Here is a 16,322-nt window from a genome sequence, read left to right as displayed (position 1 = left end):
CAACCTTGTCCCGCACTTTTTTTAATTTTTGCATGATAACCACTCAATGTAGAATAGTTTTCACCCATCACTTCAAGTTCACCCTGAAATTGTTGATATGCTGTTCCCGCATAGATATTCCATTGTGATGAGGGTTGATAACCGAATAACAATGAAATGTTTTCACTCGAAAAATCTAATTTTCCAGACTCTAAAAGCGGTGCACCAGTTTGTAATTGTGGTTGGTATTGATAATCCATATCCATACCATAGGGGTGATCATAAATTAGACCAAAGGAAAACTGCGGTGTGAGTTGTAGCTTTGCAGCGACATTGAAAAAATACTGATCATTGATTAAATTTCCAGTGGAGAAATTCTCAACGCCTTGTTGTTTTAAAGTTTCAGTTTGTGGAAGCTGACCTGATACATTGGCATGCATTTGTGCATAGGACAGTTCGACATAATGATCAGACTCTAAAAATGATTGAATAGATTGATTAGACCTTTCTATTCCAGCAGCACTACTTAAAATAGGAACAAAAGTACCTAAGGCAAGCCCCCATGTGATTGTGTTCATTGCTACCCCGAATTATTTATAATGTATAAATAAAAAATAAGGTTAAATTTTATACTAAAAATTGTCATTAAAGTAAAAATAATATAAAAATCAATGATTTTAGAAATTCTAAAAAGTCTTTGTTAATATTTTAATGATTTGAAATTCGTGAATTAAAAAAAGAGCAATAAAAAAGGAGAGTTTAAACTCTCCATCTTTTGTTAGTGCTTTCTGAATTAATCGTCTGGATACGCAATTTTTTTCAATGCTTTGATGTCCGCATCCGGTGAGCAGAGAGAAATAAACTCGTAACCATAACCTCGAAGTAAGTGACCTTTACGCACTGCAATCCAAGTGGTATTTAAACCAAAAATATCAGTATCAATTTGTTTTAAACGATGATCACGTTCATTGTCATACGCCACATCATTGACAATACCAACCCCCATGCCTAACTCGACATAGGTTTTGATGACATCGGCATCGAGAGCTGACATCACAATATCAACATCTAAATTGGCATCTTCAAATGCTTTGTCAATTTTAGAACGGCCTGTAAAACCGCCGTGATAGGTGATAATCGGATATTCTGCTAGTTTTTCTAAGGTAATGTCTTTAGGATCAAGCTTGGTTAAAGGATGATCTTGTGGGGTAATGATGCTGTGTTTCCAATTATAGAATGACACGCTGCCCAAGTTTTCTTCTGTGGTCAATGATTCAGTCGCAATACCGATATCAGCAAGACCGAGTAGAAGCATTTCAGAAATTTCAACAGGGCTGGCTTGTTGTAAAATCAAATGTACTTTTGGAAACGCTTTTTTAAACAAATTCACAATTGGCGGTAGAACATAACGCGCTTGCGTATGAGTCGTTGCAATGGTCAGCGTCCCTTCATCGACTTTATTAAAATCATCAGCAAGGCGTTTGATATTATCGGCATCGATTAACATACGTTCAACGATACTGAGTAGGGCTTGCCCTGGTTCTGTTAGACCTAAAAGACGTTTACCTTTACGAACAAATAATTGTACGCCAAGTTCATCCTCAAGATCTTTAATGTGTTTACTCACACCTGATTGTGATGTGTAAAGTGCTGCTGAAGCTTCAGTTAAATTATAATTTTGACGAACTGTTTCTCGGATAATTCGTAATTGTTGAAAGTTCATTGTTTCGATACCTCAATTGTGGATGAGTCTGTTACGACTCACCCAGTCGCCCATTATGCGACTTGATTTTCAAATAGGTGAAGTGTCGAAGCACTTACCCAAACTGTTTGATTTGGTCTGTATTGATGTAACTTTGCATCTTCTGGATTGAGTGCAATTTCAATCAAGTTCCCTTGACGATCTTGTAATTCTGCCATCACCTTACCAGCAATCCACAATTCACGTAAGAAGGTGGCTTGGATTGCATTCTCAGTTGGTTGCGCATGAATTTTTAACTCATTTGGACGCGCGAATGCAATGACTTTACCGTCGGCAGTATTACGTGCAGAGGGTAGTAGGATACGATCATCACCGATTTGGATAATGCCTTGATGATTTTCACCTTCAAAACGATTGGCTTGACCTAAGAAGTCAAAAACAAACGGTGTTGCAGGTTTTTCATAAACTTCACGTGGTGAACCGATTTGTTCAATATCACCTTTATTCATCACGACGATTTGATCGGCAACTTCTAAAGCTTCTTCTTGGTCATGGGTTACGAAAATTGAAGTGATATGTAATTCGTCATGTAGTGTACGTAACCAACGACGTAACTCTTTACGGACTTTAGCATCCAAAGCACCAAACGGTTCATCCAGTAACAATACACGAGGTTCAACCGCTAAAGCACGTGCCAAAGCAATACGTTGACGTTGACCACCCGACAATTGTGCAGGATAACGATCTGCTAAAAAGCCCAATTGAACTAAATCCAATAAACGTGTGACACGTTTTTTAATTTCATTCTCATTCGGGCGAGTCGCTTTAGGGCGAACGCGTAGACCAAACGCAACATTGTCATAGACAGTCATGTGGCGGAATAATGCATAGTGTTGGAATACAAAACCGACTTGACGTTCACGAACATGCACTTTGGTTGCATCTGTCCCTTCAAGGATAATTTTGCCACTATCCGCAGACTCCAGACCTGCAATAATACGGAGTAAAGTGGTTTTACCACAACCTGATGGACCGAGTAGGGCAACCAACTGACCATCTGGAAAATCTAAAGAGATGTTTTTGAGTGCATGGAATGCACCGAAGTTTTTTTCAATATTTTTTACTTGAATACTCATTGTGCAATTCCTTAAGAAACGGTTGACTCTTTGCTTTCACGATCTTGTTTTTCTTGGCGATACTCAACCCATGTTTTTAGAATAAGGGTAATGATCGCTAAGAACGCTAACAAGGTCGATACAGCAAAAGCAGCACTAATCGAATTTGGTTCGTTATATAAAATTTCAATATGTAGCGGTAAAGTATTGGTTTCACCACGAATGTGACCTGAAACCACAGATACAGCACCGAACTCACCCATGGCACGTGCATTACATAGAATCACGCCATAGATCAAACCCCATTTGATATTTGGAATAGTAATTTTCCAAAAGGTTTGCCAACCTGAAGCCCCTAAGACAATAGCAGCTTCTTCTTCTTCAGAGCCTTGCGCTTCCATCAATGGAATCAGTTCACGTGCAACAAAAGGCACTGTGATAAAGACGGTGGCAAGGACGATCGCAGGCGTTGCATATAAAATTTTAATATCATGTTCAATCAGCCATGAGCCAATCCAACCTTGTGAACCGAAAATCAACACCAACATTAAACCCGCAACAACAGGAGAGACTGAAAATGGTGAGTCAATAATGGTGGTTAAAATCGCTTTACCACGGAAATTAAACTTCGCCACACACCAAGCTGCGGTTACACCAAAGATGACATTCAATGGCACGGCAATCGCAGCTGTCAGTAAAGTGAGTTTGACTGCTGATAAGGTATAAGGATCAACCAGTGAGGCAACATAAACTTGAAAACCTTGTTTAAATGCTTCAACAAAAATCAAGATTAACGGTAATATTAAACAGCCTAAAAAGAAAAGTAAGGCAATAATTAATAAGATGTAACGTACCCAAGTCGGTTCACGTGTCGCATCACGAGATTGCAATTTAATTGCTAACTCATTGCTATTGGTATTTAAGCTCATCGTGCAGTTCTCCCTGTACGGCGACTTGCCCATGCTTGAATCAAGTTAATGACAAAGAGGAATGCGAAAGAGATAATCAACATCACCACGGCGATGGTTGTTGCACCTGCATAATCATATTCTTCAAGACGGGTAATAATCATCAACGGTGCAATTTCAGTTTCGTAAGGAATGTTCCCTGCGATAAAAATCACTGAACCATATTCACCTACACCACGCGCAAATGCCAAAGCAAAACCAGTGAGTAAGGCAGGGAATAAGATTGGTAAAATAATTTTTGTCACGATCTGAAAACGGTTTGCACCTAATGCAGAAGCGGCTTCTTCTAGCTCAGTTTCAAGATCACTTAAAACCGGTTGCACAGTGCGTACCACAAATGGAATACCAATAAAAATCAAAGCTAAGGTAATACCTAAAGAGGTATAGGCGATTTTGATTCCTAAAGGTTCTAGGAGTTGACCAATCCACCCTGTTGATGCGTAGAGTGAGGTGAGTGCGATACCCGCAACTGCTGTCGGCAGTGCAAAAGGTAAATCGACCAAAGCATCTACAATACGCTTACCTGGAAAAGAATAACGCACTAAACACCAAGCCAATAACAAGCCGAAGACCACATTGATCAACGCTGCGACAAGGGCGGTGGAAAAACTCAGTTGTAAGGATTTAATAATTCGTTCAGAACTTAGAATTTCCCATAAACCATCCCAGCCCACGCCTAAAGATTTTATGAATACGGCAGAGAGTGGTATAAGTACGATTAATGATAAATACGCTAGGGTGAAGCCTAGAGATAGACCAAAACCTGGCAGCACTCGGGATCGCTGCGACATGATGACTCCTCAAAAGAGAGAAAGCTTATTGAAGTCAATAAGCAAATTTAAAACAATTCGGCAAGCTTAAAAGGCAATGGTTAAATTGCAAATTTAAAAAACAACTTGGTCTCATCAGTATTACTAATAAAGAAATCTTGTTTCTCTAAAATTAAATGGTCATAGATTTCAGGAAAATGTCCAAAACCAGATGCAACATTGATATGTCCCACTTGTCCTAAGTTTCTAGGTCTGATTTTCCAAGCCTTCGCCAGCTTCTGCGCATTTTCAAAATCTAGCCATGGATCATTTTCAGAAATGATCATTTCAGCAGCAACATTGATTTTAAGTCCATGAAAATAAGCTTCATAATTTCCAAGACTGTTCCGTGCAAAACCTGCTTCACCAAAACGTGATGGATTGGCTGGTGCAACTAAAATAACTTTTCTTACTTTAGCTGTAACTTCAGGATGTTGTGCTAAGGCTGCAACAGTCGTCAAACATCCGAAACTGTGAGCAACAATTTGAACAGGATCTTGAGCTTTATTCAGCGTTTCGATAAATTGAGCAACCCAATCTTTGAGAATCGGCAGATTCCAGTCTTGTTGTTGTACACGGGAACAAGACACGAGTTCACGTTGTAGTTTTGATTGCCAATGATCATATTCACTGCCACCTACACCTGGAACAATAATTGTGTGAATCATGTCTATGCTCCTATTTCTTGGATGAACTTTATTTAAATCTTATTTACTTGCTGCATTGGCTTTGACGATTTGATCAAATACACCATTATTATCAAAATGTTGTTTTTGAACTTTGGTCCAGCCACCAAACTCTTTATCAATCGTTACCAATTTTAAAGGTTTGAATGTTGTTGCATATTTTTTCAAAGTAGCTGCATTACGTGGGCGATAGAAGTTCTTCGCTGCAATTTCTTGACCTGCAGGAGAGTACAAATAGTTTAAATATGCTTTTGCAAGATTTAAGTTGCCATCTTTCTCAGCATTCTTTTCAACAATCGCAACAGGTGGTTCAGCTAAAATTGAAAGTGAAGGTGTGATAATTTCAAATTTACCAGGCTGTTCACGAGTCGAGAGGAAAGCCTCATTTTCCCAAGCCAACAGCACATCACCGATACCGCGTTCAGCAAAGGTTGTGGTCGCACCACGCGCACCTGAGTCCAAAACTTTGGTTTGTTTATAAATTTGACGAACAAAGTCTTGTGCTTTCGCGTCAGAACCATATTGGTGTTTTGCCCAAGCCCATGCTCCTAAATAGTTCCAACGTGCACCACCCGATGTTTTTGGATTCGGTGTTACGATCTCAACACCTGGTTTAACCAAGTCGCCCCAGTCTTTAATGCCTTTCGGATTGCCTTTACGAACAAGGAAAACGATGGTTGATGTATACGGTGTCGAGTTCTGTGGAAATTTCTTCTGCCAGTCTTTTGGTAATAGATTCGTGCTTTGTGCAATCGCATCGATGTCTGCTGCCAGTGCTAAAGTCACCACATCAGCTTGTAAACCATCAATCACAGCGCGAGCTTGTTTGCCAGAACCACCGTGAGATTGTTTAAAGTCAATCGTTTGACCAGTTTTAGATTTCCAATATGTCGAAAAGCTTTTGTTGAAATTTTCATACAGTTCGCGTGTCGGATCATAAGAAACATTTAAAAAATCTTTCGCTGCAACGCTGAGAGAAGTTGTTGATAATAATGCTGCAACAACAGCGAATTTTAGTTGAGTGAACTGCATTTTTTGCCCCATTTATTTCATAAGTTCGGTAAGATGGAGTGAGCATAACGCTAGTCTTTATTCATAAAAAATAATAAAAAACGAATTTTATATGAATAAATGTGAATTAGTTAATGCAGATATTGTTATCGTCATTTATGCATAAGTCAGGAAAATTGCATCATGATTTGCTTTAAAAATGCTCAAAAAATTGATTTTATTCCACTTTTAGATCGAGCTTTTCATTATGGTGATGGTTGTTTTACCACTGCACGATTTCATCAAAATGTCATGGAGTTAGAGTCCTTACATCGTGCACGTTTAAAACTAGCCGCTGAACGCTTGTATTTAAAATTCAATTTTGATGTTTTAGAGCAATCTTTGGATGTATTAAAGCAACAATTTCCAAGTCTAAATGGTACGTTGAAAATTATTCTAAGTCGTGGTGAGGGCGATCGTGGTTATGCCATGCCTGAGCATGATGCTGACTTATATGTACTATTTTACCCAAAAGCGACGGATGCTTTTCAACCTGAGTTTATTCATAGTGGTGTTTTGGAACAAGCAATTGGTTTAGTCATGCCAAATTTAGTCGGTTTAAAGACTTTAAATCGTTTAGAGCAAGTCATGTTAAAGAAAGAAGCACAAGAAAAGGGCTGGTTGGAAGCGCTGGTTACGGATGTACAAGGTTCGATTGTTGAAGGGGTGAGCAGTAATTGTTTTATTCAAATAAACAATACATGGATTACGCCTGAACTTCGTTATAATGGCGTACATGGTGTGATGCGAGCTGAAATTTTGTCTCGAATGCATCAGCAAGGGATTCGATGCGAACAACGTTATATTGATATGGAGGAAATACGTAATTTTCAAAGCGTATTTTTTTGCAATGCGTTGAGTCCGATGAAAATTGTTGAAACTTTAAATCAACAGCCTTTAAACACTCAATCTTGTGTTGAGTTATTCCAAACTTTAAATTTAAGTCAGTTTAATTCTCATGTCTAAAGCAAAATCAAAGCCCAAATCTAAAAAGAATACTTCTGATAAAACGGGCAATAAAATTTATAAAGGGATCATCATTGTATTGGTGGCGATCTTGGTGATTGTCACCATTATTTTAAAAATGAGCATTTTCAAAAGTTATCCCGTCGAGGGGGCAAAGCAAAAGCTTTCGATTACAAATGGTGAAACGTATACAGGCTTTATTGATGATCTTGCAAAAGAAAATAAAGTTAGCTTTCCAATTGTACTGAAGCTTTATCGCAAACTTTTTATCCATGACACCATGAAAGCGGGTGTTTATGAAGTCAAACAAGGGATGAGCGTTCGTCAAGTTTTGGAAATGATTTCTAACGTTGAAAATGCGCAAATGAGCCGTCTTTTGGTGATCGAAGGAACAACAACTAAACAGTTAATTACTTCACTTAAAAATGACCCATTGATTGAAAAGTCTGTGGTTCATTTGCCGCCTGCTGAAATGCTGAAAGCATTAAATATTCCATACGATCATCCTGAAGGTTTGTTTGCACCAGATACGTATTTCTTTGATAAAGGTGAATCGGATAAGAAAATTTTGACGGATTTATATCAACGCCAAATGAAAATTTTGGATGAAGCTTGGGAAAAACGTGCTCCGAACTTACCGTATAAAGATAAATATGAAGCATTGATTATGGCTTCAATCATTGAAAAAGAAACCAGTGTGGATCGTGAACTTCGTCAAGTTTCAGGGGTATTCTACCGCCGTTTAAAATTAGGGATGCGTTTGCAAACAGATCCTACGGTGATTTATGGTATGGGTGATAAATACCAAGGCAAAATTTCTAAACAAGATTTACGTACACCGACTGCTTATAATACTTATACGATCAATGGTTTACCGCCAACACCGATTGCTTTACCAAGTAAAAAAGCCATTGAAGCGACCATGCATCCTGATGATTCTGACAATATTTACTTTGTTGCAACAGGCAATGGTGGTCATAAGTTCTCAGCAAACTTGGATGACCATAATCGTGCGGTACGAGAATATATTGAAGTTATGCGAGCGAAGAATTAAGGAATGAGCATGTTTATTAGTTTTGAAGGCACTGAAGGGGTTGGTAAAACCACGCTCATCCAAAAGTTGTATGAACATTTTCAGCAACAAGGAAAAGCAGTTGTTCTGACTCGTGAACCTGGTGGAACGCCTCTCGCTGAACAAATTCGTTCTTTATTGCTGTCAGTCAATCATGATGAAAAAATGAGTCATGATACTGAATTGTTATTGATGTACGCAGCGCGCGCACAGCATTTGGAACGGGTAATTTTACCTGCATTAGCGGAAGGTAAAATTGTTCTGTGTGATCGTTTTACTGATTCGAGCTTTGCTTATCAGTGTGCGGGTCGTGGTTTAAGTCGTGAAAAATTACAACTTTTAAATCAAAACTTTGTGTCTAAAATGCCGGATATTACTTTTTGGCTCGATGCACCAATTGAACTAGGAATGACCCGTGCAAGAGCGCGTGGGGATTTAGATCGTTTTGAGCAAGAAAAAGTGGTATTTTTTGAATCGGTACGCAGTGGATTTGCTGAAATTCATGCACGTGACCCTGAGCGTATGAAGCGTCTAAATGCGACTCAAGCGCAAGAAAAAGTATTCGCTGATGCTTTGTCTTATTTTAAATAAATGATGTTACGCAATTCAAACTTAAGAAAAAGTATTTGCTGACTCTTTTAAAACTATTTTAATGCTTTCTTGACGGAGTCTTACTTCAAGCATTTGGATTTAGGAATTAGCCACTTCGTCTTGCGCTTCGTTAAAGCAGTGCTTTAAGTTGCTCAGGCTCGAGGTACTTTTCTTTCGGGAAAATGAGCAGTGAAACTGTGCAAGGAAACCATCTTGCGGACTCAAAATATATTTTGAGGATCCTCATCGCAGAACTCGTCAACTACCGAAACATGTCGAGATTATCGCAAAAACATTAACTTGCAGGTCTTGCGCCATGACTGGCTCATACCTCAAACAATTGCGAAGGACGATTCCGCGTATCGAATGTTCGATAAAACTCACATCGAATTTAGACTATTTAAATAAAATTCTTAATTAATTCCAAATCTCTAAGATAGGTTGAATGATAAAATTCAACCTATTTTTTGAACGAAAGTGTTAGTGTTTTGGTATGTAAAAGGCTTTATATTGTCAATGGTCAGGGATAGGAAGACTTCATAATATGAAAAGCAATAAGACCGAAATTGTACAATTTTTACAGCAATTTTTTAGTCCAAGTCTAGAGCGATGTGAAATTGAAGAAGTTACTTAAAAAGGAGCATCTTTAGTTTGGAGAGTTGGTGAAGCTGATCTTCGCCCAGGCGGTACGATTTCTGGACCGACTATGATGGCTCTTGCAGATTTTGCGCTTTATGTGGCGATTATGGGTGAAATTGGATTGATCGGTTTGGCTGTGACCACCAATATGAATATTAATTTTTTACGCAAACCCTCTGGTGGTGTCGATATTCGCGGTGTGTGTAAATTGATGAAAGTGGGTAAAGCACTGATTGTTGGTGAAGTATGGATTTATTCATTGGATTCTGATGATCCTGTGGCACATGTGACTGGAACCTATTCAGTTCCACCGCAAAAGTAAAATTCAAAAGATCGAGAACATTAAATCTATCATTTACTTTAATGTTCTCAAAATTACTTCATTAAATTCCGAATAAAAATCAAATTTGCAGTGTACTCTCGTTTTTATAATGTTAAATTATTAATAATAAATACATTATTTAAAAAATATATAGTGAATGGAAGCGAGAATATGTCATTAGATCATGAAGTCGTCCAGTTGTTTAAGGAACAGGTTTTTCCTTTATCAGAAAAATTGACGGAGATGCTGAATGAACACTATTCACATCAAACTGAGCGTCGTGGCTGTGGCTTTACGCAAGCGACACGTGTTTTGGCAGAATACATCAATTTCCCACGTGATCAAATTGAAGGTACAGATCTAAAAATATTCCAAGATTATGATTTTAAAAAATTAAAAAAAATTATCGATCAAAAGAGTTTGTATGATTTAGAAATCGAAGATTGGCATAATTTAGATCAGAATGTATCTATTCAAAATTTTATTCGCCAAGCAAAAGAAGATGACTTCAAAACCTTAGTGGAACAAGAGGTTCGATTTCAGGCAAATTTAAGAAAAGTGTCACAATCTGCACAACTCGAAGAAAGTAAAATCATTTGTGCGATGTTGGAGGATGTGATTTTACCCAAGTCAGCGCGTGAAACAGGCTATATCGAAATTCAAACTTTATCAGAAAAGCCAAAAGTTGGCTCATGTCCAATGGCAGAAGCTTTTTTTCTGAAAATTGCCCATCGTTCCATGCTCAGACAGGGCTCAATTAATATTTTTGTGGATGATCAAAATCAGCCGTTGCTGATTGAAAAGATGAATATGGGAGATAATCATTCATGTATTAATTTACAGCCGCTTATAATGAATGGTATACGGATTCCAGTGGGTTCATTATTTTCAGTCGAATATGATATTGAACAAATTACAGATAAAAGCCCAAATAAAGAGTTTAAAGGTTTTATTATTCCGTATCAGGCGATTCAAAAATTTTGGTTTTTACGTTTAACGACATTGGCGATCTCTCCTGAAAATCGTAAGAGGGCGTTTAGTACCCATTTTGAACAGCAAGTACATAATGGGTTATTTAGTCCAGATACGACATTGTTAAAACAATTGGATGATGTTGCAAAGTCGCAACTTAGTGCGCTAAGTCTCGGATAGTTTTTTATGTTAAATGTATGTTTTTCGCCACGCTATTTTGCTCAAACGCATACCAATAGCATGGAAAAACTGCTTGCTGTTGCAGAGCAATTACAGCAATTTAATCAAAATAACGTGAAGAATTTTGAATTTCACGAACCAAAAATATTAGACCCTGAGATTTTAAAAGCAATACATTCTCCTAAATATGTCGAAGCTTTTATGACTGGTCAGCCCAATAAGCTTGCAACTTTTGCAGGCTTTAAACCGTGGAATGAACAGTTACGTGATGCGGTTTTAGCCATTAATGCAGGGCAACTAATGGCAACAGAATTGGCTTTTGAACATGGGATTGCTGCAAATATTGCGCAAGGTTTTCATCATGCGCGACCTGAATACGGTGGTTCATTTTGTACTATTAATGGTTTGGCTCTGATTGCACAGCAATATCCGAATAAACGAATTTTTATCTTAGATTGTGACCAGCATGGCGGGGATGGTACGGCTGAATTTACCCGTAAGTATGATAATTTATATAATTTTAGTATTTATGGCTTAGCTTTTGGTTATCCAACTTATGAACGTGCTGAAAGTCGCCATGTACATACTAAGAATGGAAGTTTTGCGCAGTATCTGATGGCATTGCATGAAGCTTTTCAAAAGGCACATGAATGGCAAGCAGATATTATTATTTATCAAGCAGGTATGGATTGTCATCAAGCAGATCCTTATGGTTCAGCGTGGTTCACAACTGAATTGATCAAGAAACGCGATGAAATGGTCTTTAATATGGCAAAAAAAGCAGGGATTCCGATCATGTTTGTTTTGGCAGGAGGCTATCAAGATTTAGAAAACTTAACCGCTTTGCATACGCAAACTTTTCATAGTGCGTATCAAGTGTATTATGGTGAATAGACGTATTTTTAAAATGAATGTATTTTCAATAAAAAGGTGCCTCCTCTATAAAGAGAAGGCACTTTAAATTGACCAATAAAAATATTAAGAAACAATAAGCTCTTCATTCACCAATGGAGTTTCTACGGTAAAGTTAGGCGGTGTGAGTACTGTTTTTCTTAACTCAGGTGAAAGCTCTGGATAGTCTAAGGTGTAATGTAGACCACGCGACTCTTTACGCTCCATTGCACAACGTACAATCATTTCAGAAACCATGACCAAATTACGCAATTCAATCAAGTTTTTACTGACATGATAGTCTTGGTAATATTCCGTAATTTCCTTTTTCAGCATCTCAATACGATGCAAGGCACGTTGTAGGCGTTTGGTGGTGCGTACAATTCCGACATAGTTCCACATGGTTTGACGTAATTCATCCCAGTTTTGCAGAATTACGACATCTTCATCTGGATTGGTCGATTGTGACGCATCCCATTCAGGCACAGTTGGAAGATCAAAAGCTTGTCCAAATTTTGCTTCAATATCTTTGGCTGCACTCATTCCATAGACAAAACATTCTAAAAGAGAGTTACTTGCCATACGGTTTGCACCATGTAAACCCGTATAAGACGTTTCGCCAATCGCATATAAGCCAGCAAGATCAGTTTGGCTATGCTCATCAACCACGACGCCACCACAGGTATAATGTGCTGCTGGAACAACAGGAATCATCTCTTTGGTAATGTCTATTCCGAGTTCCATTAAACGTGCGTAAAGTGTGGGGAAATGCTCTTTAACAAATTCAGCAGGTTTATGGGTGATGTCAAGCCAGACATGACGTATGCCTAAGCGCTTAATTTCATAGTCAATAGCACGTGCAACAATATCACGCGGGGCAAGTTCAGCACGCTCATCAAAACGGAGCATGAAGCGTTCACCATCAGGTAAACGTAAATATGCACCTTCACCACGCATGGCTTCTGTGATTAAAAATGAACGCGCTTGCGGATGATATAAGCAAGTTGGGTGGAATTGGTTAAATTCCATGTTCGCTACACGACATCCTGCACGATATGCCATCGCAATACCATCACCTGTGGCAATATCAGGATTAGAGGTATAAAGGTAAGCTTTCATTGCACCACCACAGGCGAGGGCAGTAAATGGTGCTAAGAATGTATGTACTGTTTCAGTTTTTTCATCTAAGGCATATAGACCGACAGCACGATTCTCTTGTTGGGTATGACCTAATTTATGTAAGGTAATGAGATCAACTGCGATGTAATTCTCAAAAATATGAATATTTTTCTTTTCTTGTGCTCTTTGAACCAATGTGGTGGAAATGGCTTTACCTGTAGCATCAGCAGAATGGATGATACGACGTTGAGAATGCCCACCTTCACGAGTTAGATGCAATTGTTCATCTCCATCTAAAGTAAATTGCACACCGTGATTGAGCAGAAAGTCTACAGACGGGCGACCACCTTCAACTGTATGTTTCACTGCTTCTAATTCACATAATTGCGCACCTGCAATCATAGTGTCATCAATATGCTGTTGAATAGAATCTGTTTCATCGAGAACAGCAGCAACGCCACCTTGAGCAAAATAGGTGCTCGCATCGGTCAGTGTCGATTTGGCTAAAACAGCAATATTAAAATGTTCAGGCAAGGATAAAGCTAAACTTAAACCAGCACCGCCACTACCCACAATAATCACATCAAATTGATGTGTTGTGTTTAAATTAGACATGTCCATCAGCTAATTTCAAAAAAGTCTGCTTATAACACTCTTTTTTTGAACAAATTACAATAGTTATACGTGTCAGATTTTAGTCTAAATACTAGATATAAGGACTTTTAAGAAATAATTAAGTAAAGTCTTGTTTTATAAAAAAATGAAAACATATTATTACGCAAAGACATCAAATAGTATGTTACAAACATTTTTAAGTAAAAACACAAGATGTAGGTTCGTGATAAATGAGTAATGGTCTAGTACAAAAGGGAATGTATGCAGCAGTCTTTACTGTCGCTGCGGCAACATCACAAGTTCAAGCTTCGACACCTGTTGATTTTTCAAACTTGGTAGAACAAGTCAGCCCTGCGGTTGTGAGTGTCAATGTTGTTAAAAAAATATCTCAGGAAGAATTGTTACAACAACAAGTTCCTGAAATTTTAAAACGTTTCTTTGGTAATCAGATCATTATCCCACAGCAACGTGCACCACAAGAAAAAACAGCGTACGGTAGTGCTTTTTTTATCAGTAAAGATGGTTACTTATTGACAAACCATCATGTGGTAGAAGATGCATCTAAAGTGACCATTATGCTCAACGATCGTCGTGAGATTGATGCAAAAGTTGTTGGTAGTGATGAACGTACCGATGTCGCATTATTAAAAGTTGAAGGCAATAATTTCCCATCATTGTCCGTTGGAAATATTGACCAGCTTAAAGTAGGTCAACCTGTACTCGCGATTGGTTCCCCATTTGGTTTTGACTATTCAGCTTCAGCAGGGATTGTCAGTGCTAAGTCACGTAATATGATGGGTGAAACTTCAGTTCCATTTATCCAAACTGATGTAGCCTTGAACCCAGGTAACTCTGGTGGTCCATTGTTCAATCAACAAGGGCAAGTGGTCGGTGTGAACTCTCGTATTTTTAGTGGTACGGGTGGTTATATGGGCTTGTCATTCTCTATTCCAATTGATGTGGCAATGGATGTTGTCGATCAACTGAAAAAGAATGGTAAAGTCACCCGTTCTTATCTGGGCGTAATGTTGCAAGATATTGATCGTAACTTAGCAGAAGCTTATAAACTAGATAAACCAGAAGGTTCATTGATTACCCAAGTTGCGCCTGATTCTCCTGCGGCAAAAGCAGGGTTTAGATCTGGTGATGTGATCATGAAATACAATGGTTCACCGATTTCTCGTACATCTGAATTATTAAACTATCTGAATCGTACTCAACCAGGGCAATCAGTTCGTCTAGAAGTATTACGTGATGATAAGCCAAAAGTGATTTCTGCGACCTTAACCGTTGCTCCTGATGATACGCCTGCAAAAGAAGATGCGGTACAAAGTGCAACAAAGGCACGTAAAGGACCTGTATTAGGTGTTGCTATTCGCAACTTAACTGAGCAAGAGAAAACTAAATCTGGTGTTAAAGGTGGTGTACTCATTCAGGATGTTACACTAGGTGGTTTGGCTGCACAGTCTCGTATTAGAGCAGGTGATATTATTACTCAAGTGAATAATAAGAAAGTGAACACTGCCAACGATTTTGTCGAGGCAGTTGCTGACTTGCAGAAAAATACCGTAGCGCGTGTGGCGATTGTTCGTGAAGGGCAACATGCGATGATTGGTTTACGTATTCAATAATAGAATTAATTTTGATGCGAATGAGCCACTCAAAGAGTGGCTTTTTTGTGTAAAAATATCCGTGTATTTAAAATCGAAGATTAAATTGTTTTAAAAATTAAAGTATTTTTAAAAGATTATCAGGGTAAGGAAATGTCACATGAGTTCATTATTTGATTTAACCATTCAAGTTAAACCAGAACATATCGATGTTTTAGGTCATGTGAATAATGTGGTGTATGTACAGTGGATGCAAGATGTTGCATCAGCACATATTGAAAAATTAGGCGTAGGCTTGGCGCATTATTTAGAAATGAAACATGCAATGGTCGCTGTTGAACATCAAGTTCAATATCGTAAAGCGGCCATGTTGGAGGATGAGATCATTTTGCGCACTTGGTTGTATGACATCAATGCCTTGTATTCATTCCGTCAATATGCCTTTTTTAATGCCAAAGATAAAAGTTTGTTATTTACAGGAAATACCAAGTGGGCATGTATAGAAATAGCCACTGGTCGTCCTAAACGCATGTCACCGACTTTTATTCAAGCGTATCAACCGATTGCTACGGATGTTGATCCTTATGATCTTAGCTCAATCGTGAGTATTTAAAAATTTTTAGCATTGGATTATGAAAAAATTAAAAGTATTAACAACACCTCGCTTGATTTTAGATGAGATTGGTACGGATGATGCAGCTACAATTTTTGAACTATTTTCCAATGATGCTGTGCTTGAGTTTTATGATGTTAAAAAATTAACTAGGCGTGAAAAAGCGCATGACCTCGTTGTGCACTTTCATCAAAAGTGGCTAGATCAGCAAGCTTATCGTTATGCCATTCGCTTAAAAGATGAGAATTTCCCTCACTCATCGAGTACTCGATTGATTGGTAGTTTCGGGGTAAATCGTGTTTTAGAGGTTGATGGTCAATATGGTGTCGTGATTGGATGTGAGCTGCATCCAGACTATTGGCAAAAAGGCTATATGTCGGAAGTTTTGAGTCGAATTTTAATGGAACTCAAAACCCAAGCATT

The 16,322-nt window shown here is 38.2% G+C and carries 15 protein-coding genes and 2 pseudogenes; 9 read left to right on the top strand and 8 right to left on the bottom strand.

What is annotated here, in order from left to right:
* The 7 genes and pseudogenes from EXE10_RS18365 to EXE10_RS18335 all read right to left on the bottom strand — a co-directional run.
* Window positions 1–557: pseudogene (locus EXE10_RS18365) on the bottom strand (transport of long-chain fatty acid); the annotation flags it as partial.
* 215 nt (window positions 558–772) lie between these two features.
* Complete coding sequence (locus tag EXE10_RS18360) at window positions 773–1,702, bottom strand: CysB family HTH-type transcriptional regulator (RefSeq protein ID WP_068974752.1); 930 nt, start codon at window positions 1,700–1,702, stop codon at window positions 773–775.
* 53 nt (window positions 1,703–1,755) lie between these two features.
* Window positions 1,756–2,817, bottom strand: a complete 1,062-nt coding sequence (locus EXE10_RS18355) for a sulfate/molybdate ABC transporter ATP-binding protein (RefSeq protein ID WP_087552458.1) — start codon at window positions 2,815–2,817, stop codon at window positions 1,756–1,758.
* An 11-nt stretch (window positions 2,818–2,828) separates the two neighbouring features.
* On the bottom strand, window positions 2,829–3,725 hold the full coding sequence (gene cysW / locus EXE10_RS18350; RefSeq protein WP_068974750.1) for a sulfate ABC transporter permease subunit CysW: 897 nt from the start codon (window positions 3,723–3,725) through the stop codon (window positions 2,829–2,831).
* Window positions 3,722–4,555: a sulfate ABC transporter permease subunit CysT gene (gene cysT / locus EXE10_RS18345; protein WP_068974749.1), complete on the bottom strand. Its 834-nt coding sequence runs from the start codon at window positions 4,553–4,555 to the stop codon at window positions 3,722–3,724. The genes cysW and cysT overlap by 4 nt, the downstream gene beginning before the upstream one ends.
* 80 nt (window positions 4,556–4,635) lie before the next feature.
* Window positions 4,636–5,241 carry an RBBP9/YdeN family alpha/beta hydrolase gene (locus EXE10_RS18340; protein WP_068974748.1) on the bottom strand — a complete coding sequence of 202 codons (606 nt, stop codon included), beginning with the start codon at window positions 5,239–5,241 and terminating at the stop codon, window positions 4,636–4,638.
* Between the two features lie 39 nt (window positions 5,242–5,280).
* Window positions 5,281–6,291 (bottom strand): sulfate ABC transporter substrate-binding protein, encoded by a 1,011-nt coding sequence (locus EXE10_RS18335; RefSeq protein ID WP_087552508.1) that lies wholly within the window; start codon window positions 6,289–6,291, stop codon window positions 5,281–5,283.
* 162 nt (window positions 6,292–6,453) lie between these two features.
* On the opposite strand from EXE10_RS18335, the gene pabC reads away from it, so the two are divergent.
* From pabC to EXE10_RS18305, 6 genes and pseudogenes are all read left to right on the top strand, one after another.
* On the top strand, window positions 6,454–7,275 hold the full coding sequence (gene pabC / locus EXE10_RS18330; protein ID WP_130114349.1) for an aminodeoxychorismate lyase: 822 nt from the start codon (window positions 6,454–6,456) through the stop codon (window positions 7,273–7,275).
* A complete protein-coding gene (gene mltG, locus EXE10_RS18325) occupies window positions 7,268–8,329 on the top strand; it encodes an endolytic transglycosylase MltG (protein WP_130114348.1) in 1,062 nt (353 codons plus the stop codon). Before pabC ends, mltG begins: the two co-directional genes overlap by 8 nt.
* Window positions 8,330–8,338: 9 nt before the next feature.
* Window positions 8,339–8,938 carry a dTMP kinase gene (gene tmk / locus EXE10_RS18320; protein ID WP_130114347.1) on the top strand — a complete coding sequence of 200 codons (600 nt, stop codon included), beginning with the start codon at window positions 8,339–8,341 and terminating at the stop codon, window positions 8,936–8,938.
* A 544-nt stretch (window positions 8,939–9,482) separates the two neighbouring features.
* Window positions 9,483–9,899, top strand: a pseudogene (locus EXE10_RS18315) (PaaI family thioesterase).
* Window positions 9,900–10,070: 171 nt separating this feature from the next.
* Window positions 10,071–11,051, top strand: a complete 981-nt coding sequence (locus tag EXE10_RS18310) for a hypothetical protein (RefSeq protein ID WP_068974743.1) — start codon at window positions 10,071–10,073, stop codon at window positions 11,049–11,051.
* A 6-nt stretch (window positions 11,052–11,057) separates the two neighbouring features.
* Entirely contained in the window at window positions 11,058–11,945 is an 888-nt protein-coding gene (locus tag EXE10_RS18305) for a histone deacetylase (RefSeq protein WP_130114346.1), read from the top strand.
* Window positions 11,946–12,029: 84 nt separating this feature from the next.
* On the opposite strand, the gene nadB is transcribed toward EXE10_RS18305, so the two are convergent.
* Complete coding sequence (gene nadB, locus EXE10_RS18300) at window positions 12,030–13,682, bottom strand: L-aspartate oxidase (protein ID WP_130114345.1); 1,653 nt, start codon at window positions 13,680–13,682, stop codon at window positions 12,030–12,032.
* A 224-nt stretch (window positions 13,683–13,906) separates the two neighbouring features.
* Between nadB and EXE10_RS18295 the strand changes: the two genes are divergently transcribed.
* The 3 genes from EXE10_RS18295 to EXE10_RS18285 all read left to right on the top strand — a co-directional run.
* Window positions 13,907–15,307: a Do family serine endopeptidase gene (locus tag EXE10_RS18295; RefSeq protein WP_087552448.1), complete on the top strand. Its 1,401-nt coding sequence runs from the start codon at window positions 13,907–13,909 to the stop codon at window positions 15,305–15,307.
* A gap of 139 nt (window positions 15,308–15,446) precedes the next feature.
* Complete coding sequence (locus tag EXE10_RS18290) at window positions 15,447–15,899, top strand: acyl-CoA thioesterase (protein ID WP_130114344.1); 453 nt, start codon at window positions 15,447–15,449, stop codon at window positions 15,897–15,899.
* A 19-nt stretch (window positions 15,900–15,918) separates the two neighbouring features.
* On the top strand, window positions 15,919–16,322 hold a 404-nt coding region (locus tag EXE10_RS18285), incomplete at its 3' end, for a GNAT family N-acetyltransferase (RefSeq protein WP_130114343.1).

This window comes from Acinetobacter sp. WCHAc060033 (genome assembly GCF_004209125.1).
Lineage (GTDB): Bacteria > Pseudomonadota > Gammaproteobacteria > Pseudomonadales > Moraxellaceae > Acinetobacter > Acinetobacter wuhouensis.
This window is presented reverse-complemented; position numbering and strand designations above follow the sequence as displayed.